A 22603-nucleotide genomic window follows, 5' to 3' on the forward strand; every position below is an offset into this window, starting at 1 on the left:
TGACAGGGGCATTCACTGTCACCGTCATTGTCGCTGTAGTCGCGCATTGTCCCGCAGCAGGAGTGAACGTATAGGTTGTCGTTGCTGTATTGTTCACCGCAGGACTCCAACTACCTCCTATGCTGTTTGTTGAGGTAGCAGGTAAGGTAATGCTGCCGCCCGAACAAATCGCTGCTATCGGGCTGAATGTAGGAGTCACAGGGGCATTCACCGTCACCGTCATCGTCGCCGTAGTCGCACATTGTCCCGCACTCGGGGTAAAGGTGTAAGTCGTCGTAGCCGTGTTATTCACCGCAGGACTCCAACTACCTCCTATGCTGTTTGTTGAGGTAGCAGGTAAGGTAATGCTGCCGCCCGAACAAATCGCTGCGATCGGTGTGAATGTAGGAGTGACAGGGGCATTCACTGTCACCGTCATTGTCGCTGTAGTCGCGCATTGTCCCGCAGCAGGAGTGAACGTATAGGTTGTCGTTGCTGTGTTATTTACCGCAGGACTCCAACTACCTCCTATGCTGTTTGTTGAGGTAGCAGGTAAGGTAATGCTGCCGCCCGAACAAATTGCCGCAATCGGACTGAACGTAGGCGTTGCTGTATTGTTCACTGTCACCGTCAAGGTCGCCGTAGTCGCACATTGTCCTGCATCCGGTGTAAAGGTGTAAGTCGTCGTAGCGGTATTGTTCACCGCAGGACTCCAACTACCACCTATGCTGTTTGTTGAGGTAGCAGGTAAGGTAATGCTGCCGCCCGAACAAATCGCTGCTATCGGGCTGAATGTAGGAGTCACAGGGGCATTCACCGTCACCGTCAAGGTCGCCGTAGTCGCACATTGTCCCACAGCAGGGGTGAATGTATAGGTTGTCGTGGCTGTATTGTTCACCGCAGGACTCCAACTGCCATTAATACTATTAGTAGAACTCGTCGGCAAGGTAATACTGCCGCCTGAACAAATCGCCGCGATCGGTGTGAACGTTGGCGTAACAGGGGCATTCACCGTCACCGTCAAGGTCGCCGTAGTCGCACATTGTCCTGCATCCGGTGTAAAGGTGTAAGTCGTCGTAGCGGTATTGTTCACCGCAGGACTCCAACTACCACCTATGCTGTTTGTTGAGGTAGCAGGTAAGGGAATGCTGCCGCCCGAACAAATCGCTGCGATCGGACTGAATGTAGGCGTAACAGGGGCATTCACCGTCACCGTCATCGTCGCTGTAGTCGCGCATTGTCCCGCAGCAGGAGTGAACGTATAGGTTGTCGTTGCTGTATTGTTCACCGCAGGACTCCAACTACCTCCTATGCTGTTCGTTGAGGTAGCAGGTAAGGGAATGCTGCCGCCCGAACAAATCGCTGCGATCGGACTGAATGTAGGCGTAACAGGGGCATTCACCGTCACCGTCATCGTCGCTGTAGTCGCGCATTGTCCCGCAGCAGGAGTGAACGTATAGGTTGTCGTTGCTGTATTGTTCACCGCAGGACTCCAACTACCTCCTATGCTGTTTGTTGAGGTAGCAGGTAAAGTAATGCTGCCCCCCGAACAGATCGCCGCGATCGGACTGAATGTAGGAGTCACAGGGGCATTCACCGTCACCGTCATCGTCGCTGTAGTCGCACATTGTCCCGCAGCAGGAGTGAACGTATAGGTTGTCGTTGCTGTGTTATTTACCGCAGGACTCCAACTGCCACCTATGCTATTTGTTGAGGTAGCAGGTAAAGTAATGCTACCACCCGAACAAATCGCTGCGATCGGGCTGAATGTAGGCGTGACAGGGGCATTCACCGTCACCGTCATCGTCGCTGTAGTCGCGCATTGTCCCGCAGCAGGAGTGAACGTATAGGTTGTCGTTGCTGTGTTATTTACCGCAGGACTCCAACTGCCACCTATACTGTTTGTTGAGGTAGCAGGTAAGGTAATGCTGCCACCCGAACAAATCGCTGCGATCGGGCTGAATGTAGGAGTCACAGGGGCATTCACCGTCACCGTCATCGTCGCTGTAGTCGCGCATTGTCCCGCAGCAGGAGTGAACGTATAGGTTGTCGTTGCTGTGTTATTTACCGCAGGACTCCAACTGCCACCTATACTATTCGTTGAGGTAGCAGGTAAGGTAATGCTGCCACCCGAACAAATCGCTGCTATCGGGCTGAATGTAGGCGTAACAGGGGCATTCACCGTCACCGTCATCGTCGCTGTAGTCGCGCATTGTCCCGCAGCAGGAGTGAACGTATAGGTTGTCGTTGCTGTATTGTTCACCGCAGGACTCCAACTGCCACCTATACTATTCGTTGAGGTAGCAGGTAAGGTAATGCTGCCACCCGAACAAATCGCTGCGATCGGGCTGAATGTAGGAGTCACAGGGGCATTCACCGTCACCGTCATCGTCGCTGTACTCGCGCATTGTCCCGCAGCAGGAGTGAACGTATAGGTTGTCGTTGCTGTGTTATTCACCGCAGGACTCCAACTACCTCCTATGCTGTTTGTTGAGGTAGCAGGTAAAGTAATGCTCCCACCCGAACAAATCGCCGCAATCGGACTGAATGTAGGTGTAACAGGGGCATTCACCGTCACCGTCAAGGTCGCTGTACTCGCGCATTGTCCCGCACTCGGCGTAAAGGTATAAGTCGTCGTTGCCGTAGTGTTCACCACAGGACTCCAACTACCTCCTATACTGTTTGTTGAGGTAGCAGGTAAAGTAATGCTACCCCCGAACAAATCGCTGCGATCGGACTGAATGTAGGTGTAACAGGGGCATTCACCGTCACCGTCAAGGTCGCTGTAGTCGCACATTGTCCCGCACTCGGCGTAAAGGTATAAGTCGTCGTAGCCGTAGTATTCACCGCAGGACTCCAACTGCCACCTATGCTGTTTGTTGAGGTAGCAGGTAAGGTAATACTGCCGCCCGAACAAATCGCTGCGATCGGACTGAATGTAGGAGTCACAGGGGCATTCACTGTCACCGTCATCGTTGCTGTAGTCGCACATTGTCCTGCACTTGGGGTGAATGTATAAGTCGTTGTAGCTGTATTGTTCACCGCAGGACTCCAACTACCTCCTATGCTGTTTGTTGAGGTAGCAGGTAAGGTAATGCTGCCACCCGAACAAATCGCTGCGATCGGACTGAATGTAGGAGTCACAGGGGCATTCACTGTCACCGTCATCGTCGCTGTGGTCGCACATTGTCCCGCACTCGGGGTAAAGGTGTAAGTCGTCGTAGCCGTGTTATTCACCGCAGGACTCCAACTACCTCCTATGCTGTTTGTTGAGGTAGCAGGTAAGGTGATGCTCCCACCCGAACAAATCGCTGCGATCGGTGTGAATGTAGGAGTGACAGGGGCATTCACTGTCACCGTCATTGTCGCTGTGGTCGCACATTGTCCCGCAGCAGGAGTGAATGTATAAGTCGTTGTAGCTGTATTGTTCACCGCAGGACTCCAACTGCCACCTATGCTGTTTGTTGAGGTAGCAGGTAAAGTAATGCTGCCACCCGAACAAATCGCTGCGATCGGACTGAATGTAGGAGTCACAGGGGCATTCACTGTCACCGTCAAGGTCGCCGTAGTCGCACATTGTCCCGCACTTGGGGTGAATGTATAAGTCGTTGTCGCTGTATTGTTCACCGCAGGACTCCAACTACCTCCTATGCTGTTCGTTGAGGTAGCAGGTAAAGTAATGCTACCACCCGAACAAATCGCTGCGATCGGGCTGAATGTAGGAGTCACAGGGGCATTCACCGTCACCGTCATCGTCGCTGTAGTCGCACATTGTCCCGCACTCGGGGTGAATGTATAAGTCGTTGTCGCTGTATTGTTCACCGCAGGACTCCAGCTACCCCTATACTGTTCGTTGAGGTAGCAGGTAAAGTAATGCTGCCGCCCGAACAAATCGCTGCGATCGGACTGAATGTAGGAGTGACAGGGGCATTCACCGTCACCGTCAAAGTCGCCGTAGTCGCACATTGTCCCGCACTTGGGGTGAATGTATAAGTCGTTGTAGCTGTATTGTTCACCGCAGGACTCCAACTACCATTAATACTATTGGTAGAACTCGTCGGCAAGGTGATGCTGCCACCCGAACAGATCGCTGCGATCGGACTGAATGTAGGCGTGACAGGGACGTTAATACAAGCAGGATCAGCCGCACTTGAAGCACAAGCTATAGATGTATTAGCAGGTGTACTACCGCAAGCGGCGGTAAGCACATAACGTATCATTAAATTATAGCATCCAGTTACACTTGTGGTGTTGGTAGTTCCCCAAGTACTCCCATTATCAAAGCTATATTGAGGTGTAAAACCTGCATAAGTTGTAGGTATAGGGATAGTTAGTGTACCACCACATTGATTCGCAACAACAGGAGTGCTTGGTGCAGGAGGAAATATAACAATGTTAACCGTATTACTCACATCACAGGCGGCACTGGCACTTGCTGTATTGGCGGCAGTGCTTCCACAAGCAGCAGTATTGACATAGCGTGCTTGAATGGTATGACAACCCGGAGTAGTTGGAATACTTGGAGAACTTGCCCACGCTCCACCATCTATGCTGAATTGTGTCGTAAATCCGCTAACTACTGTTACTGACGGCAGCGTGAAAGCCGCATTACAAATATTCGCAGGGGGAGATATCGTTGGCTCTGCCGGATATATCAATACACTAACCGTATTACTCACATCACAGGCGGCACTGGCACTTACTGTATTGGCGGCAGTGCTTCCACAAGCAGCAGTATTGACATAGCGTGCTTGAATGGTATGACAACCCGGAGTGGTTGGAATACTTGGAGAACTTGCCCACGCTCCACCATCTATGCTGAATTGTGTCGTAAATCCGCTAACTACTGTTACTGACGGCAGCGTGAAAGCCGCATTACAAGTATTCGCAGGGGGAGATATCATTGGCTCTGCCGGATATATCAATACACTAACCGTATTACTCACATCACAGGCGGCACTGGCACTTACTGTATTGGCGGCAGTACTCCCACAAGCAGCAGTATTGACATAGCGTGCTTGAATGGTATGACAACCCGGAGTGGTTGGAATACTTGGAGAACTTGCCCACGCTCCACCATCTATGCTGAATTGTGTCGTAAATCCGCTAACTACTGTTACTGACGGCAGCGTGAAAGCCGCATTACAAGTATTCGCAGGGGGAGATATCGTTGGCTCTGCCGGATATACAAGAAAACTTCGGGATAAAGTGCAAGTCACCCCCACTGTATATGTTGCTGTGTAACAGCCAGGGGTAGAAGGAGTAAAGATTCCGGTTGATGCTACAACTGTACCTCCTCCTGATATTGTCCAAGTACCGCCTGCAGTGCCGCCCGTTTGTGTAAATGTTACAGTACCTCCTCCTACACAGGCATTTGGTGTAGTAAGGCTGGTAGGAGGAACACATACTACACAGTTTTGTATGGTAAGCGTCACATTAACGGGGCTGTCCATACAACCAGCTACGCCAGCTTGGTAGGTAAAGGTATAATTACCTGCTGTAGCACCCACCGGATTAAAAGTGCCTGCGGAAGCATTAAATGTACCCCCTGAAGGATTAGAACCAGAGGCTGTCCAAGTACCGATTGGAGACTCACCATTCAGTAAAGTAAATAAATCGACTATAGGGGTACCTGTAGAATTACACACCGCCGGTATGGTAGTAGCAGTGCCTGATTCCACCGCACATACACCATTAATTTGTACATTTAAAGTATTGGCTACATCACAATTACCGCCTTGACACCAACCGCCCGATTCGCCATCGGCACTGGTTTGGAATACAATGGTGCCATTAAAAGTACCGGCACTATTACCCGGGCAATAAGTGAGCGTAAAATCAAAAGTGGGGCAGGCAGCAGAACCGGAACAACAATCTACCCCCCAGTTATTTCCGGGATTGCCATCATTGGAGGTGGTAGCATAGCCGCCAACAGGATTTAGATTGACATAAGTACCAAAAAAGGACCTGACATACCAATTCCGCAATCGCCACCCGTCGGATAGCCATTCGTCCCTACTTGTGTTTCATCTGAATTACAAACAGCGTCACAATCAGTATTTGAATAAATGGCAGTACACATGCCGGGTCCTGCAAAATCTAATTGAAATTGTGAAGGTGCACTGGAAGCCGAACTAGCATCATAATAGTAGCCCGGACCATATTGGTTGCCGCTGCATATACCCGTTACACCACTGGGCATATACACCCAGCCTGCAGGTACTGTGGGAGATGCTGCTATCCAACTTCCTGTACCTGCATTACTGGCAGTATTGGAGAAAGAAACGCCGTGTATCCAGTTATAGGTACTTCCCTGATTCCATGTAAATGAATAACGAACTGTTAAGCTAACCGGACCACAAGAAGTAGCATTTATTACCAAAGGCGGATTAGCACCACTACCCGGTGCGCCGGCAATACTACCACCTGACGTGCTGGTAACAGCGGTACCGTTGGTTACAGAAATAATTTGTCCCAGTGTATTGGTTTGCCCACAAGAACCGGTACCAGGACAACCGCTGCCGCCCGGACCTCCCATTGCCCAACCTATTTGCCAGTTGATTAAAGCGACAAATAAGAAAAAGGAGGCAATGACCAATCTATTAAGTATAAATTTCTTTTTCATGGCCCGCTCATTTTTTATTTAAAATAATAATATCTTTTTCTTTCAGATTCATGATTTGAAAAAGCATTTCTTTTATTTCGGTATCACTTAAATCTGCTACCGGAAATAAAATACACTCCTCATTTATCCATTTAGCTCCTTTGACGGCTACTAATCGGTGAGGCATTGAATCTTTATAATCAGGTTTCTTTATCCTGCCTTCGCTACCCTCTATCGGAAGTAGAAAATTTTCGCGATACATATCAACAGACAGGCAAGACTGTAAATAATTTTCTTGCGGCATTCGCAAAATTTCAAATTCATAAGTTTGTTGTGCTCGAGTATCATCAGGGAAAAACAATAGAAAGCAGAATGATACGAGCATTAATAAAAATTGTAATCGTTGGGTCATAGGTCAGGGTATTTTTAGTTAAAAAATTAAAACTTAGATTGTTTATTGCGTTAAAAACTGGGTTCGCAGTAGGTGTATTCTTTCATAACTTAATTGTTCCATCGTAGGACAATCGTCTATAAAAGGAGCTGTGGAAACGGCAGGTTTTTGATAAGAAAAAGCCATGAAATTTTGTTTCATTGCTTGGTTGAATACGCTACTTTTACAGCAAGGGTTCATCTCGTCAATAGAAACCGAAAACTCATTCGGTACTCCGTTGAGTGCCACAATAATCCACTCGTGGGCAAAGGCTTCGATGCGTTTTTTTTCTTTTAAGAGGTTGGCATCATAAAAATCGTGTACTAAATGTGTTTGAAAGCCATTAACCACCAAGCCGTCACCGATACGCTCCAATATTTTGCTTTTGGACGTATCTACAAAATCAATTACATTAAATATAAGCAGGCTGTTTTCTGTCATTTTTGATTTGTAGAGTGCCAGTGCTTCTTGTGTATAAATATGATGGGGTTGCTGTTCGGCAGCAGACACATCTATAATAATAATATCAAATTTTTCTTCGTTGGTTTGAAAAAAGTGCCGCCCATCGTCTTCTACAAAATTATACCATTAAAACAACTATTTGGCATAGTTATTATGGTATGGTAATTATGTCATTACCCATAGAACTTATCATAAAAGAGTCAGCAGATTACCTAAAACAGCTACATAAAAAAGCCAAAAGGAAGGGCGTTTCTAAAATAAAGATGTTGATGAATATCCAAAGCGGTATCCACCACAATCATCTTCTTGCCATCAAGTCAGGGGCTTCTGTGCGTTCGATAAACAGGTGGAAATCTACTACCAATCGCAAGGACTTGATGGATTGCTCAGGGACAATAGAGGGGTGGTGATTTCCGTAGCCAACTCGAGACAGCAGACAAGGAGCGGATATCGCAAAAGCTAAAGATCCCAAGAATGGGTTGCGCAGCTACAAAGAAGCACAGCAGTGGCTGAAGTCGGAGTTGGGTATTGAAAAACAATACAATACGGTAAGGATGTATCTGAAGCGAAACTTTGGCACAAAACTCAAGGTGGGTAGAAAAAGCCATATCAAAAGGACGAAGCGGCGGTTGATTCTTTTAAAAAAACTTATCAAACACGCACAGAAGGCATTAAAAATAAGGAGTTTCGTCTTTCAGGCTGCCAGTGTATAAATATTTATGTTGCTGACGAAAGCAGGGTCGGGTTATTGCCCAATATAAGACGATGCCTTTCCGCAAAGGGCGTAAAACCCATCGTAGCTTACCAACATCGCTTCCAAAACTTCTATCTCTTTGGTGCCTATTCCCCATCAACGGAGACAATCTTACCTTAGAAATGCCTTACTGTAATACGGTCTGCTTTCAAATATTTATAGATAAACTCTCCCGTACAAAAGCCTGAAGAATTCAAGATAATTCTACTTGACAATGGTGCTTTTCACCACAGCCGACAATTGGTAATTCCTAAAAATATTCATCTGTTGTTTATTCCTCCTTACTCTCCCGAATTAAACCCCGCAGAGATGATATGGCGATTCATCAAGGGCAAAACTGCTAACATTATTTGCAAAGATCTGGAAGAACTCTCCGCCAAAGTCACTGATATTATCAACGATATGAGTAACGTTATCATTCAATCCATTACAGGTTTGAAACTTTTTACAAACTGTGCCTTTTAGATGTTTATTTGGTATTATAAGTACCTTTTTTTTATGTTAAAATAGGTGTCGGCAACTTTTTCGGTTCTTTTATCTATATCCACGGCGGTAATGGCTTTGAAGCCCAATTGCTGTAATTCGCGTACTAAACTGCCTGCCGCCATTCCCACTACTGCTGCTTTATTGCGCCGTTCGGGGGGTATAAAACTTGCCACAGTAGCAATAACGTGTGTGTAGCTCATAGCCGATACGCCCGTATTTTTATTTACCATGCTTTGGCTCATTACGTTGTTTGCCAAAATACGCATATCCGAGTTTTCATTATCTAATACTTCCAACTTTCCCAACAAACCATCGGAGGAATACAACAGGTTGAAATTTTTACGCGGGGTGCTCATTTTATCGGGAATAAGAAAACTCATCAGCACAAAAAGTGGAACTGCCAATAGCAAAGGGTTTTTGGCGTTGAACTTCATTTTGGACAACACTACCAAAGCTAAGGAAAAAATGATGCTACCCAATCCGAAAATCAGTGCCGATTTTTTTAAACCTATTTGCGGAATACAATAAAGACCGAGTACAAATGTACCCATTACACCCCCCAGTGTGGATATGGCGTAAATATTACCGGAAGCGGTGCCGGCTCGTTCTTGGCTTTCGGAAATTTGCTGGATAAATTGCGGTGAAACGGCTCCGAGCAGTAATAAAGGCAAACCCAACACCGACAGAACCGACACTAAAGTACCATTCAGCAGACCCAATTTTACGCTCCATTGCGCTATATAGGGGCTGTAAGTGGGAACCGCACATAGCAGGGCAGCAGCGATGACAATAAAAACAAGGGGCAAAGTCCGATGTTTATCGGCTGCCACCAAACGCGCGCCCAAATAATAGCCTGATAACAGTGAGAGCATGGTAATACCCAAAACCGTAGTAATGACGTGCAAAGAATTTCCGTAATACGGAGATAATAAACGCACTGTAATTAGTTCCACCGCCATCACCAACATTCCCTCCACAAAGGCTAATATGTAGATAGTTTTATTCAAATAATCCGATTTTTTAGCGTTTATAAATTAAATACTTATTCAGAATCTATTATTTTATACCAAGTATATTCTGTTTTTAGAAAGTCTATTGAATTCAGCGTTTTATTACCTAAAAGTTACTTTTTCTCTAAATTTTTTATCAAATACTTTCTATACAACTTGGTTTTGCAATAGTTTTTAGCGTTTACATTTATCAGATGATAATTAATTTTTACTATATCTTTATATGTTTAAAAATAATTAGTTTATTTATTTATTATTGATGATAAAAATTTTACAATATTTCTTATTATTTTACTGTATAAAACCTGCGGTATAATAGCCATTATAAGCTTGTTTCCATGCCATAGCTGCTTTGGCATAAAGCAAGGATAATTTTGGCGAGGCATCGGTGAGTATAATGGCATCTTCTTGACGAATATGGTCAGTATTAACAAAAAAAGGCGTTAAATCTCTGATAGATTCTGCCCCCGGTTCTTGATAGTTAAGCTGTGTGAAGTCTTTTTCTTTCGTCAGTCCCATAAACAGTAAATTGCGATTCTCTTCTGCTCCGGGCGTGGCAAGCAATTTGGGAATAAAACCTGCCGTTTCAATAGTACGAAATACGGAACGTGCTGCTTTTCCTGTATTGCCGCGCAAGTAGCCGTAAAAATTTGCTATAAACATACCATCTTCGTTGAGCACATTTTTTACATCGCCGAAGGCTTCCTGCGTAAGCAGATGCTCTGGTGCCGACTCGCTCAAAAAAGTATCAAAAATGACAATATCATATTTTTTATTGCATATTTTTAAAAAATGGCGTGCATCGTCGATAGTTACCTTTACATCTTTGTCCAAAAAGAAATAATTTTTTGCCACATCGTTAATACGGGCATCTATTTCCACCACTTCAAAATCAAATTGAAGGCGTTTGAGTTGCTTGGCAATCGTACCGCCACCCAGCCCTAATAACAGCACTTTGGATTGGGGCGGATACACACTCAGCGCAGTAGGAATAATAGACGACCACGCCCAAATGCTTGAATTATCGGGATTGGATAAGTCCATAAAGGTTTGAAGTGTATTATTTACCAGTAAACCACGCCCCATTCTGCCGTCTTGCGTGTACCACTCCGAGCTGTGGTCTATCACTTTCAGTTGCCCTAATATTCCTTCCGACTCATAAATCACTTTAAATTTTTGGGAAGATTTGGTGTGAGTGGCTGCATATCCGAATCCTACTAAAACACCTATCACTACAACTGCACCCGCCAAGCGTTGCTTTATTTGCGGCAGCAGAGGCAAAGCCGCCGCCATCAGTGCTCCCGAAAACATAAAAGCCGGAATTTTCAGCCCCCATTCGGGTATCAAATAAAAGCCCAACAGAAACGTACCGATAATACCGCCCAATGTAGAAACAGCGTAGATGGTACCAGCACTTTCGCCCGCATTATTGCCATTATTCAGAGCTGAAATAAGGTTAATAATAAGCGGGGAGGTAGAACCGAAACAAATCAAAGGCGGAAAAAGAAAAAATAACAGCGATAATATACTGCCCATCTGTAAACTCAAATGTAGACAATGTGCCATAATCCACGCCGAACTAAAAGGCATCAACAACAGAAAAAAGCCACCTAATAATAATACGAGAAGTAAGGATTTGATATTGTTCGGATTATTTTTTGATAAAAAGCCACCTGCAAAATAACCACACATCAAACCTCCAAGCGTAACACCCAGTACTGCCGCCCACACATAAATAGATGTGCCAAAATAAGGAGCCAATAATTTAGCACCTATCAACTCGGTAGCCATCACCGCAGCACCTTCCAAAAAAAGAAATTATATACAGGTTTTTCTTCATCGTTGCTGATAAAAATATACAATCATACTACAAATTATGTATTAAAATCCTTATTTTTGATGTTAATAATTTGTTTCTTTCATACCATATTTTAAAATAAATATCGTATAAATTTTTAAGTACTAAAAAATTACAAATACCAAAAAGCCTGATTTAGGTTTTAAAATATATTTTTTTATCTTTTTTTAATATAAAAAAATTATATACGTAATATATGCAAATATCAATAAATTAAACTTTTATCCAAGTTCAAAACCAATTTGAAAAGGTTTATAACTTACAATATTAAGTAAAAACTTTTTATTAAACAATAGGACATTTAAAAAAAAATTTCTCAAAATCTATTTTCATCCTAATTTTTTTATTCTTTTAATATCCAGATTTTAACACCTAATAAAATAAAATTTCGTATTTTTATGCATTAAACAATACTAAAAACATTTATTTAATGTATGTTTATTATGCAGGTCTTATGTGGATTTGCATGCTCAAAGTGTATGCATATTTTATCTAAGTTTGGTATAATACCAAATAAATATCTAAATGACACAGTGTGTAAAATCTTCTATATTGCGAATATCAGCCACTCTGAATGGAATTGAATCTGTAAAATAACTATGCCAAATAAATATTTGAATGGTATTGCTTTTCTTCGTTTTTATCTAAAATACAATACAGATTTTAAATGAAGTTTTAAAATAAAAAAAGGCTCTTTCTTTGTTGAAAGAGCCTTTTTTATTCACAGTAATAAAGCAGTTTAACGCACTAAAGTGAGGTTTCCTTTGTAGAATTTATCACTTCCGTCATCAAAAGTAACTTCAATATAAAAAGTATAAACCTCCATTTCCTGTTCGGTGTCTTTGTAAAATCCGTCCCACTGAAAGTCTATCTCATCGCTCTCATATACCTCATTCCCCCAACGGTTGAACACCGATACGTGGATCTTCGCAATATCCTTCTTGTCACTCAACTGCCATACATCATTCACTCCATCACCATTCGGACTAAAAGCAGTCGGTATATATAACTCCGGTATCTCGGTGCTATATTGTTGCATTGCATCACCGTCAGGCTCAATTGCGCCACATCGCTGCAATCCCCGTCTGTCAAAGGTGTAGGTAAATTGTAGTTCCCCACTGCCGCCGCCGTGAACAAACCGCTCACCACCGCGCCACTGCCGTCCGTCCATACGCCCCACTGTCAGGGGTGCCGTCCATCAACGCCAACAAACTCACTTCGCCCGACTCTATGCAATGCTCCCCACTGCTGTTGATCCCCGCATTCGGCTGACCCGAAACCACCGTGTGTACACAGATACAGGTGTTGCTGTCGTAGCTGTCTGCTGTCGTGCAATCATTGTCATCGCAATCAGGAACCGCTATCGGCGTATGCTCGCAGGTACAAGTATTGTCGTCATAGCTGTCCGCAGTGCCACAATCGTTGTCATCACAACTTGGCGGTGGTATCAAAGTATTTACGCAGGTACACGTCGTGCTGTCGTAGCTGTCTGCCGTATTGCAATCATTGTCATCGCAATCCGGCGGCGGTATTTGAGTGTTTACACATTCGCATAGCACCGCATCATAGCTGTCCGCTGTGCCGCAGTTCCCATCATCGCAAGCTCCCGGTGTTATCGGGTTGTGTTCACAGACACAAGTCTGTATATTATACACATCTGCCGTGTTGCAATCATTGTCATCACAATCCGGCGGCGGTAGCAGCGTGTTTATACAACTGCAAGTAGCCGCATCGTAGCTATCTGCCGTGTTGCAATCATTGTCATCGCAATCCGGTGGCGGTATCGGCGTGTTTACACATTCACAAAGCACTGCATCATAGCTGTCCGCCGTGCCGCAGTTCCCATCATCACAAGCACCCGGTGTTATCGGGTTGTGCTCACAGACACAAGTCTGTATATTATACACATCTGCCGTGTTGCAATCATTGTCATCACAATCGGTGGCGGTATTTGGGTGTTTACACAAGTACAGGTTGTACTGTCATAGCTGTCCGCCGTGTTGCAATCGTTGTCATCACAATCCGGTGGCGGTATCAGCGTGTTTACACAAGTACAAGTAGCACTGTCGTAGCTATCTGCCGTATTACAATCATTGTCATCACAACTTGGTGGTGGTATCGGCGTGTTTACACAAGTACAAGTCCCACTGTCGTAGCTGTCTGCCGTATTACAATCGTTGTCATCACAATCCGGCGGCGGTATCGGCGTGTTTACACAGGCACAAGCCGCCACATCATAGCTGTCTGCTGTCGTGCAATCCTGATCATCGCAAGCTCCCGGTTCTATCGGGTTATTTTCACAGGCAAGTCTGGGTATTATACACATCTGCCGTATTACAATCCCCATCATCACAACTTGGCGGTGGTATGATGGTATGGCTGCAACTGCACATAGCACCATCGTAGCTGTCTGCCGTCTGGCAATCTCCGTCATCACAATTCGGCGGCGGTATGAGCGTGTTTACACACGCACACAGACTGCTGTCGTAACTGTCTGCCGTGTTGCAGTCACCGTCATCACAACTGCCCGGTGTAACCACCGTGTGCTCGCAACTGCAAGTGCTGCTGTTGTAGCTGTCTATCGTCCCGCAATCCCCATCATCGCAATTTGGCGGCAGTACAGGGACGTAGATACAGGTACACGTATTGCTGTCGTAGCTGTCGGCTGTATTACAATCCCCGTCATCGCAAACCAATGGTGGTATCGGCGTATGTACACAGGCACACGCAGCTGCATCATAGCTGTCCGCCGTGCTGCAATCATTGTCCTCGCAAGCTCCCGGTGTTATCGCATTGTGCTCACACTGACACGTTTGCGTATTATAAACATCTGCTGTATTGCAGTTATTGTCATCACAATTCGGCGGAGGTATGATAGTATGGCTGCAACTGCACGTAGCCGCATCGTAGCTGTCTGTCGTACCACAGTCATTGTCATCACAATTTGGTGGCGGCAGCGGCGTATGCACACAGGTACAAGTCAAACTGTTGTAGCTGTCTGTCGTGCTGCAATCTCCGTCATCACAATTCAAAGGCGGTATGATGCTATGGCTGCAACTGCACGTAGCCGCATCGTAGCTGTCCACCGTACCGCAGTCGTTGTCATCGCAATTCGAAGGCGGTAGCGGCGTGTTCTCACAGGTACAAGTCAAACTGCTGTAGCTGTCTGCCGTGCTGCAATCTCCGTCATCACAATTCAAAGGCGGTAGCGGCGTGTTCACACACTGACACAGTCCCTCATCATAGCTGTCTGCTGTCCCGCAATTGTTGTCATCGCAGGCTCCAGGCTCTATAGGGCTGTACTCACATTCGCAAGTCAAAAAGTTATACACATCTGCCGTCTGACAATCCCCGTCATCACAACTCGGAGGCGGTAGCGGCGTAAACACACAAGAACAGCTCGCACTGTCGTAGGTGTCTGTCGTGCTGCACAAATTGTCATCGCATACCGGTAATGCGATCGGTTCGTGTTCGCATTCACAGATAGATGAGTTGTAGGTATCTGCCGTCTGACAATCCCCATCATCACAACTCGGAGGGAGGATTGGCGTATTGATGCATAGGCAAATCTGGGCATCGTAGGTGTCTTCGGTCGTACAGTCCCCGTCATTGCACAATGGTACGATGACCGTATGAACACAGGTGCATTGTGACGCTATATAGCTGTCTAAAGTATTGCAATCCCCGTCATCACAACTCGGCGGGTCTATGAACTCGTGCGTACATTCACATATAAATGGATCATAGACATCTAATGTACCACAGATATTGTCGTTGCAATTCGGTATCACCGGAGGTTCGCCCGCCAAACAGGAACAACTCAAATCATCCCAAACCTCCAAGCCGTTGTAACAGTTCCCATCATCACAATTCGCCGGAATAACGGGTTCTCCGGGCATACATACACACAAAGTAGCATTCCACCACTCTGCACCGTTCGAACATTGACCGTCATCACAACCCGGATCCGGACAGATAAAGATACACGACCCGTCTTCACAACTCGCATTCGGATTGTAATTCTCCGCCGTCGGATTCGTACAGCCCTCTATCCCCAATGCGATCGGTACCACCAAACTCTGGGCACAGGCTCCCGCCGGTGTAAACATCGCATTCACCACTGGCGGCATCGTAGATGGATTCACACTCGTCGGTGCCCAACTCCCTACAATCCCGTTCGATGAGATGATCGGTAGCGTAAATACCGCATCGCCCGGACATAAACTTGGAAAATCCGTGAAACTCGCCGTCACGACATCGGTAATTTCTATGGTCATTGTAGTGCTTTGCGCACAAGGATTGCTGCTCGGAGTGAAGGTGGCAAGGACAGGGGAGTTGGCCGTAGCCGGATTGATACTCGCAGGACTCCACGTCCCCGTTACTCCGTTGTTCGATGTGACCGGCAACACCAATACCCCCGAACTGCTGCACAAAGGATCTATCGGCGTAAACGTCGGTGTCACCGCAGGACTCACCGTTACACTCAGGATATAGGGCTGACCGCATACCCCCGCAGCAGGAGTAAACGTATAATCAAAACTCGCCGTATTCGAAATCACTCCCGGTACCCAAGTACCCGCTATTCCGTTGTCCGATACCGACGGCAGCACAGCTACCACTTCGCCCGAACAATAGCTGTCTGTCAGAGAAAACTCCGGCACGGCTCCCGACGTAATCGTCACATCCAATATATATGGCAGCGCACAACTGTTCGCCTGCGGCGTGAAGGTGTAGCTGCCTGAAGTGCTGTTTGATATCACCCCCGGACTCCAAACTCCCGTTATTCCATTGTCCGATACCGAAGGCAACAAGTCCGTCACCGCTCCGTTGCAATACGTATTCTCTATGCTGAACTGTGGCAAAACTGCATTTTGAATCACCACCGTCATCGTTGCCGTACTCGCACATTGCCCCCACTCGGGGTAAACGTATAAGTCGTCGTAGCGGTATTGTTCACCGCAGGAATCCAGCTGCCCCGATGCCATTCGTTGAAGTAGTCGGTAAAGTAATACTGCCACCCGAACAAATTGCAGCAATCGGTGAAAACGTAGGGGGCGTTTGATTGTTCACCGTCACCGTCAAGGTCGCCGTACTCGCACATTGTCCACCACTCGGCGTGAAGGTATAAGTCGTGGTCGCTGTGTTATTCACCGCAGGACTCCAACTGCCTCCTATGCTGTTTGTTGAGGTAGTCGGTAACGTAATGTTGCCGCCCGAACAGATCGGCGAAAGTGCAGTAAACACCGGTAAAATACTCAAACCATTGGGTGTATAAACGCATTGACACGTAATGCTGTCATAGCTGTCATCGGTGCTGCAATCATTGTCATCGCATATCGGCGGCGGAACCGGAGTATGCTCACAGGTGCAGCTAGCCGTGTTGTAGCTGTCTTGCGTACCGCAATCATTGTCATCGCAATTCGGCGGCAGAACCGGAGTATGCTCACAGGCACAAGTTGTTGTATCGTAGCTGTCCTGCGTACTGCAATCATTGTCATCGCAATTCGGCGGTGGTATCGGAGTATGCACACAAGCACAAGTTGTTGTATTGTAGCTGTCTTGTGTACCACAATCGTTGTCATCGCATATCGGTGGAACGCCGCTCACAACCCACACACAAGCAACCCCATCAAAAGTAGCCGTTTCATAACAAGCCAGATTCGTCGGAGCAGGTGGCTCAACACCACTCACCTCCCAAGCACAGGTGCTTGCATTGAAGGTGGCCGTTTCATAACAGGCTAAACCATTCGGAGGTGGCGGTTGTACATTCACTGTCACCGTCATCGTCGCTGTATTCGCGCATTGTCCCGCAGCAGGGGTAAAAGTATAGGTTGTTGTTGCTGTGTTGTTCACCGCAGGACTCCAACTGCCTCCTATGCTGTTCGTTGAGGTAGCAGGTAAGGTGATACTACCACCCGAACAAATCGCCGCAATCGGTGAGAACGTAGGTGTAACAGGGGCATTCACCGTCACCGTTAAAGTTGCTGTATTCGCGCATTGTCCCGCAGCAGGGGTAAAAGTATAGGTTGTTGTTGCTGTGTTGTTCACCGCAGGACTCCAACTGCCTCCTATGCTGTTCGTTGAGGTCGTCGGTAAGGTAATGCTGCCCCCTGAACAAATCGCCGCAATCGGACTGAACGTAGGAGTCGTTGCATTATTCACCGTCACCGTCAAGGTCGCTGTACTCACACATTGTCCCGCACTTGGGGTGAAAGTATAGGTCGTTGTCGCTGTAGTGTTCACCGCAGGACTCCAACTACCTCCTATACTATTCGTTGAGGTAGCAGGTAAAGTAATGCTGCCGCCCGAACAAATCGCCGCGATCGGTGTGAATGTAGGGGTCGTTGCATTGTTTACTGTCACCGTCATCGTCGCCGTACTCGCACATTGTCCCGCACTTGGGGTAAAGGTGTAAGTCGTTGTTGCCGTAGTATTCACCGCAGGACTCCAACTACCTCCTATGCTGTTTGTTGAGGTAGCAGGTAAGGTAATGCTGCCACCCGAACAAATCGCCGCAATCGGTGAGAATGTCGGAGTCGTCTGATTATTCACCGTCACCGTCAAGGTCGCTGTGGTCGCACATTGTCCCGCACTTGGGGTAAAGGTGTAAGTCGTTGTTGCCGTAGTATTCACCGCAGGACTCCAACTACCTCCTATGCTGTTTGTTGAGGTAGCAGGTAAGGTAATGCTGCCACCCGAACAAATCGCCGCAATCGGTGAGAATGTCGGAGTCGTCTGATTATTCACCGTCACCGTCAAGGTCGCTGTGGTCGCACATTGTCCCGCACTCGGGGTAAAGGTATAAGTCGTCGTAGCGGTATTGTTCACCGCAGGACTCCAACTACCACCTATACTATTCGTTGAGGTCGTAGGTAAAGTAATGCTGCCACCCGAACAAATCGCCGCAATCGGACTGAACGTAGGAGTCGTTGCATTGTTTACAGTCACCGTCAAGGTCGCAGTGGTCGCACATTGTCCCGTACTTGGGGTAAAGGTATAAGTCGTCGTAGCGGTATTGTTCACCGCAGGACTCCAACTACCATTAATACTATTAGTAGAACTCGTCGGCAAGGTAAAGGAACCGCCTGAACAAATCGCCGCAATCGGTGAAAACGTCGGAGTCGTCTGATTGTTTACATTCACCGTCAAGGTTGCTGTGGTAGCACATTGTCCCGCACTTGGGGTGAAAGTATAAGTCGTTGTAGCGGTGTTGTTCACCGCAGGACTCCAACTACCTCCTATACTATTTGTTGAGGTCGTCGGTAAGGTAATGCTGCCCCCCGAACAAATCGCCGCGATCGGACTGAACGTAGGGGTTGTTGCATTGTTTACAGTCACCGTCAAAGTCGCCGTAGTCGCACATTGTCCCGCATCCGGTGTAAAGGTGTAAGTCGTCGTAGCCGTAGTGTTCACCGCAGGACTCCAACTGCCTCCTATGCTGTTTGTTGAGGTAGCAGGTAAGGTGATACTACCACCCGAGCAAATCGCCGCGATCGGTGTAAATGTAGGAGTCGTTGCATTGTTTACATTCACCGTCAAGGTTGCCGTAGTCGCACATTGTCCTGCACTCGGGGTAAAGGTATAAGTCGTTGTAGCCGTGTTATTTACCGCAGGACTCCAACTGCCATTAATACTATTGGTAGAACTCGTCGACAAGGTAAAGGAACCGCCCGAACAGATCGCCGCGATCGGACTGAATGTAGGAGTCACAGGGGCATTCACCGTCACCGTCATCGTCGCTGTAGTCGCGCATTGTCCCGCAGCAGGAGTGAACGTATAGGTTGTCGTTGCTGTGTTATTTACCGCAGGACTCCAGCTACCCCCTATGCTGTTCGTTGAGGTAGCAGGTAAGGTAATGCTGCCCCCCGAACAGATCGCCGCAATCGGTGTGAATGTAGGGGTCGTTGCATTGTTTACTGTCACCGTCATCGTCGCTGTACTCGCACATTGTCCCGCACTTGGGGTGAATGTATAGGTTGTCGTCGCTGTATTGTTCACCGCAGGACTCCAAGTACCGCCTATACTGTTTGTTGAGGTCGTCAGTAAAGTAATACTACCCCCCGAGCAAATCGCCGCGATCGGTGAAAACGTCGGAGTCGTCTGATTATTTACATTCACCGTCAAGGTCGCTGTGGTCGCACATTGTCCCGCACTTGGGGTGAATGTATAGGTTGTCGTGGCTGTATTGTTCACCGCAGGACTCCAACTGCCTCCTATGCTGTTCGTTGAGGTAGCAGGTAAGGTAATGCTGCCCCCCGAACAGATCGCCGCGATCGGTGTGAATGTAGGAGTCGTTGCATTGTTTACATTCACCGTCATCGTCGCTGTACTCGCACATTGTCCCGCACTTGGGGTGAATGTATAGGTTGTCGTCGCTGTATTGTTCACCGCAGGACTCCAACTGCCTCCTATACTATTCGTTGAGGTCGTAGGTAAAGTAATACTACCCCCCGAGCAAATTGCCATTATCGGTGAGAATGTCGGGGTTGTCGGTGCATTAATTGTAATATTGACTGTTTCAGTGTCTTGGCAAGGAGCCGTTCCTTGTGTGTAGGTAAAAGAAAAAGTTCCTGCACTTGCTCCATTTGGTACAAATGTTCCGGCAGCCGCATTAAATGTTCCGCCGCTTGGGTTTGCGGCGGAAGCACTCCAGATTCCACCCGTATTTTCCCCCGTCAATTGATTGAATAAATTAATAGAATTGCTGCTATTGCTACAAGCTGAAGTAGTAGCAGCAGTCCCCGCATTTCCATCAGGATTTACGGTAATGGTAAAGGATTGTGGCGTACCTATGCAGGCGGGAGAAGTAGAAGGAGTGACAATAATAGTGGCTGTTTGTACAGAAGTAACGTTTGCTGCATTAAAAGAGAGATTTCCGCTTCCACTCGCAGCTAAACCAATAGACGGATTGCTGTTTGTCCAATTATAGGTAGCTCCTGCCGGTGCACCCGAAAAAGTTACACTAACGGCATCTCCAGCACAAGGTGTTTGATTAGCGGGGTCATTCATAGTAGGGGCTACACAAGAGCAAGAAACTGTAGCTGACCAACCGGCTTGGTTATTAAATTCATCGGATTGAAAAGTAACATATAAACACCCCGAAGCATTACTCGAAGTAACAGTGCCCGGACTGCTTGAGCCACAATAAGTACCGATTAAAGGAGCAGCGGCGGAATTTCCATTGTGAATTTTCATAAAATCATAAGAGCAACCACCACCGCCTTCTGTTTGGAATGAATTAAAAGTAAGTGTTACCTGCTGCCCCGCACCTGCACATATCACCCAAGCATCATCAGCATTACTACAATAATTATTAGAGCCGTTAGAATCTGTAAAAGTACCGCCACAGGCAATGGTTTGTGTCGTAGTTTGATAATTTATCTGAAAAGGGCAACTATAATTCACACAGCCGTCCCCATCGAAATCATAAATTACACCACCGCCAAAACCTACCTGATAAGCATCATAGGTTACAGGTACTACCCACACCGTAGATGGCCAGTTTACATCAGATGTGGAATGACCAGAACAATTGGTTTCTGAACCGTTGAAATTGCCATCGGAATTGGGATCCACATCAAGGTAGCAAGCATTGGAGCCGGAATATGTATTAGGGTCGGTTAAATCAAAAGAAGAGGGATTGCAGTCAAAAATAGCGTAAGCAAGACCGGCATTATAAATGGAAGTTCCGGGTGGCGGCAGAATATAATCACCGTTGGTGATGATATTGAGTGTTTGCCCCGATTGCAGATTGAAAGGTCCATTCCCGCTTTGAGCAGCACCATCTACATTAAAACTAAAAGTACCTGCCGATGAGCAAGGTGCTGAGGTATCGCCACAAGAACTGTTGCTCGTCAATGTAATGGCTAATACATCATTTGCCGTACAAGTAGTATTGGTAGTATTGGTAAGCGTAACTGATACATTTCCTGATGTATTTCCCCAATTGACTGTAATAGATGCTGTTCCCTGACCGGATACAATGGTGGCTCCTGCCGGAACTGTCCATACATAAGAAACGCCGGATTGGGGTGTTATTGAATATACAACGCCCGTTTGATTGACGGTGGGGGTGGCATTACCACTGACCGTAGGCGTGGTAGGGCTTGTGCAACTGTTGCTGATGGTCACTGTTAAATCATCGGTGGCGGTGCAGGAGCTGTTGGTGGTATTTGTCATTAATACACTTACAGTGCCACCGGAAGTACCCCAGTTTACGGTGATGGAAGAAGTTCCTTGTCCTGAAACAATGGTTGCTCCCGCCGGAACTGTCCAGTTGTAGCTGACACCGCTTTGTGGTATTACCGAATACACTACATTTTGTTGGTTGGCTGTAGGGTTGGCATTACCGGCAATAATGGGTGTAGTGGGTGTGGTGCAGGGGTTGGAGCAATTCACCCCTGTTGAAGCACTAAAGGTACAAGCATTGCCTCCTGTATATTCAGGATTGGCATAAAATGTAATATTTTCCACACAACCCGATACAGTAATGGATACTGTGCGGGTAAAATCGCCAAAGGCTGCATTACCAAAACCGCCATATTCGTAGGTTACGACATTGGTTTTATTATCTAAAAAAGTCCAGCTGGAACTCCCCGCCAATGAATTTACTGCACTACCCGTAAGTGCAGTCAAATCTTCCGATAAACCACCACCTTGTGCAATGGAGGATGTAAAACCACCTGCCACAATGGTTGGCGTGTTAGCAGAAGAAGTAAACTGAAAAGCACTACCTACATATCCCCACGCATCATCATTGCTACCATAATCTACCGTAAATTGTATGGTATAGGTAATTGTTCCATTGGCATTGGTTTGCATATCCAAAATACTAACTGAACTTTGGTCGCAGGCAAATAATATTGCTGTGCTACTACAACAGTACAGCAGCAATAATACAGATTTTAATACTTTAATCATGTTGTTGAGCAAATAGGGTGGGTATTTTAATGAATTAGGGTAAAAATTAAGGGTTCAAAACCCAACTCACTATAATATATATATTTGTATTTTTTGGTGT

At 46.5% G+C, this 22603-nt stretch carries 15 protein-coding genes; 3 read left to right on the forward strand and 12 right to left on the reverse strand.

Translation table 11 applies throughout. The features are described from left to right. From IPL35_00255 to IPL35_00275, 5 genes are all read right to left on the reverse strand, one after another. Positions 1-2839 (reverse strand): gliding motility-associated C-terminal domain-containing protein (locus tag IPL35_00255; GenBank protein ID MBK8441920.1); only part of this gene is annotated, 2839 nt, incomplete at its 3' end. A 958-nt stretch (positions 2840-3797) separates the two neighbouring features. Further along, positions 3798-5966, reverse strand: coding sequence for a hypothetical protein (locus IPL35_00260; GenBank protein ID MBK8441921.1), 2169 nt, complete (start codon positions 5964-5966; stop codon positions 3798-3800). Then, on the reverse strand, positions 5918-6604 hold the full coding sequence (locus IPL35_00265; protein ID MBK8441922.1) for a hypothetical protein: 687 nt from the start codon (positions 6602-6604) through the stop codon (positions 5918-5920). The genes IPL35_00260 and IPL35_00265 overlap by 49 nt, the downstream gene beginning before the upstream one ends. A 7-nt stretch (positions 6605-6611) precedes the next feature. Beyond that, on the reverse strand, positions 6612-6995 hold the full coding sequence (locus tag IPL35_00270; protein ID MBK8441923.1) for a hypothetical protein: 384 nt from the start codon (positions 6993-6995) through the stop codon (positions 6612-6614). A gap of 42 nt (positions 6996-7037) precedes the next feature. Continuing rightward, the gene (locus tag IPL35_00275) at positions 7038-7523 is read right to left on the reverse strand and encodes a hypothetical protein (GenBank protein ID MBK8441924.1); all 486 of its coding nucleotides are present in this window, start codon (positions 7521-7523) and stop codon (positions 7038-7040) included. 119 nt (positions 7524-7642) lie between these two features. Between IPL35_00275 and IPL35_00280 the strand changes: the two genes are divergently transcribed. The 3 genes from IPL35_00280 (at position 7643) to IPL35_00290 (ending at position 8694) form a co-directional block, all read left to right on the forward strand. Further along, positions 7643-7885, forward strand: a complete 243-nt coding sequence (locus IPL35_00280) for a hypothetical protein (GenBank protein ID MBK8441925.1) — start codon at positions 7643-7645, stop codon at positions 7883-7885. A 69-nt stretch (positions 7886-7954) separates the two neighbouring features. Then, a complete protein-coding gene (locus IPL35_00285; protein ID MBK8441926.1) occupies positions 7955-8188 on the forward strand; it encodes a hypothetical protein in 234 nt (77 codons plus the stop codon). Between the two features lie 203 nt (positions 8189-8391). Further along, positions 8392-8694, forward strand: a complete 303-nt coding sequence (locus IPL35_00290) for a transposase (GenBank protein MBK8441927.1) — start codon at positions 8392-8394, stop codon at positions 8692-8694. A 14-nt stretch (positions 8695-8708) separates the two neighbouring features. Here IPL35_00290 and IPL35_00295 read toward each other — a convergent pair whose 3' ends face one another. The 7 genes from IPL35_00295 to IPL35_00325 all read right to left on the reverse strand — a co-directional run bounded on the left by IPL35_00295 (position 8709) and on the right by IPL35_00325 (position 22503). After that, positions 8709-9722: a fused MFS/spermidine synthase gene (locus IPL35_00295; protein ID MBK8441928.1), complete on the reverse strand. Its 1014-nt coding sequence runs from the start codon at positions 9720-9722 to the stop codon at positions 8709-8711. 294 nt (positions 9723-10016) lie between these two features. Further along, positions 10017-11534, reverse strand: coding sequence for a fused MFS/spermidine synthase (locus IPL35_00300; protein ID MBK8441929.1), 1518 nt, complete (start codon positions 11532-11534; stop codon positions 10017-10019). A 788-nt stretch (positions 11535-12322) separates the two neighbouring features. Further along, complete coding sequence (locus IPL35_00305; protein MBK8441930.1) at positions 12323-12763, reverse strand: gliding motility-associated C-terminal domain-containing protein; 441 nt, start codon at positions 12761-12763, stop codon at positions 12323-12325. Continuing rightward, positions 12726-13550: a hypothetical protein gene (locus IPL35_00310; protein MBK8441931.1), complete on the reverse strand. Its 825-nt coding sequence runs from the start codon at positions 13548-13550 to the stop codon at positions 12726-12728. Before IPL35_00310 ends, IPL35_00305 begins: the two co-directional genes overlap by 38 nt. After that, the gene (locus IPL35_00315; GenBank protein ID MBK8441932.1) at positions 13448-13909 is read right to left on the reverse strand and encodes a hypothetical protein; all 462 of its coding nucleotides are present in this window, start codon (positions 13907-13909) and stop codon (positions 13448-13450) included. Before IPL35_00315 ends, IPL35_00310 begins: the two co-directional genes overlap by 103 nt. After that, entirely contained in the window at positions 13881-16601 is a 2721-nt protein-coding gene (locus tag IPL35_00320; GenBank protein MBK8441933.1) for a hypothetical protein, read from the reverse strand. The genes IPL35_00315 and IPL35_00320 overlap by 29 nt, the downstream gene beginning before the upstream one ends. Further along, on the reverse strand, positions 16537-22503 hold the full coding sequence (locus IPL35_00325; protein MBK8441934.1) for a CUB domain-containing protein: 5967 nt from the start codon (positions 22501-22503) through the stop codon (positions 16537-16539). Before IPL35_00325 ends, IPL35_00320 begins: the two co-directional genes overlap by 65 nt. Positions 22504-22603: the final 100 nt, after the last annotated feature.

The sequence above is a fragment of the Sphingobacteriales bacterium genome (genome assembly GCA_016711285.1).
GTDB lineage: Bacteria > Bacteroidota > Bacteroidia > Chitinophagales > UBA2359 > JADJTG01.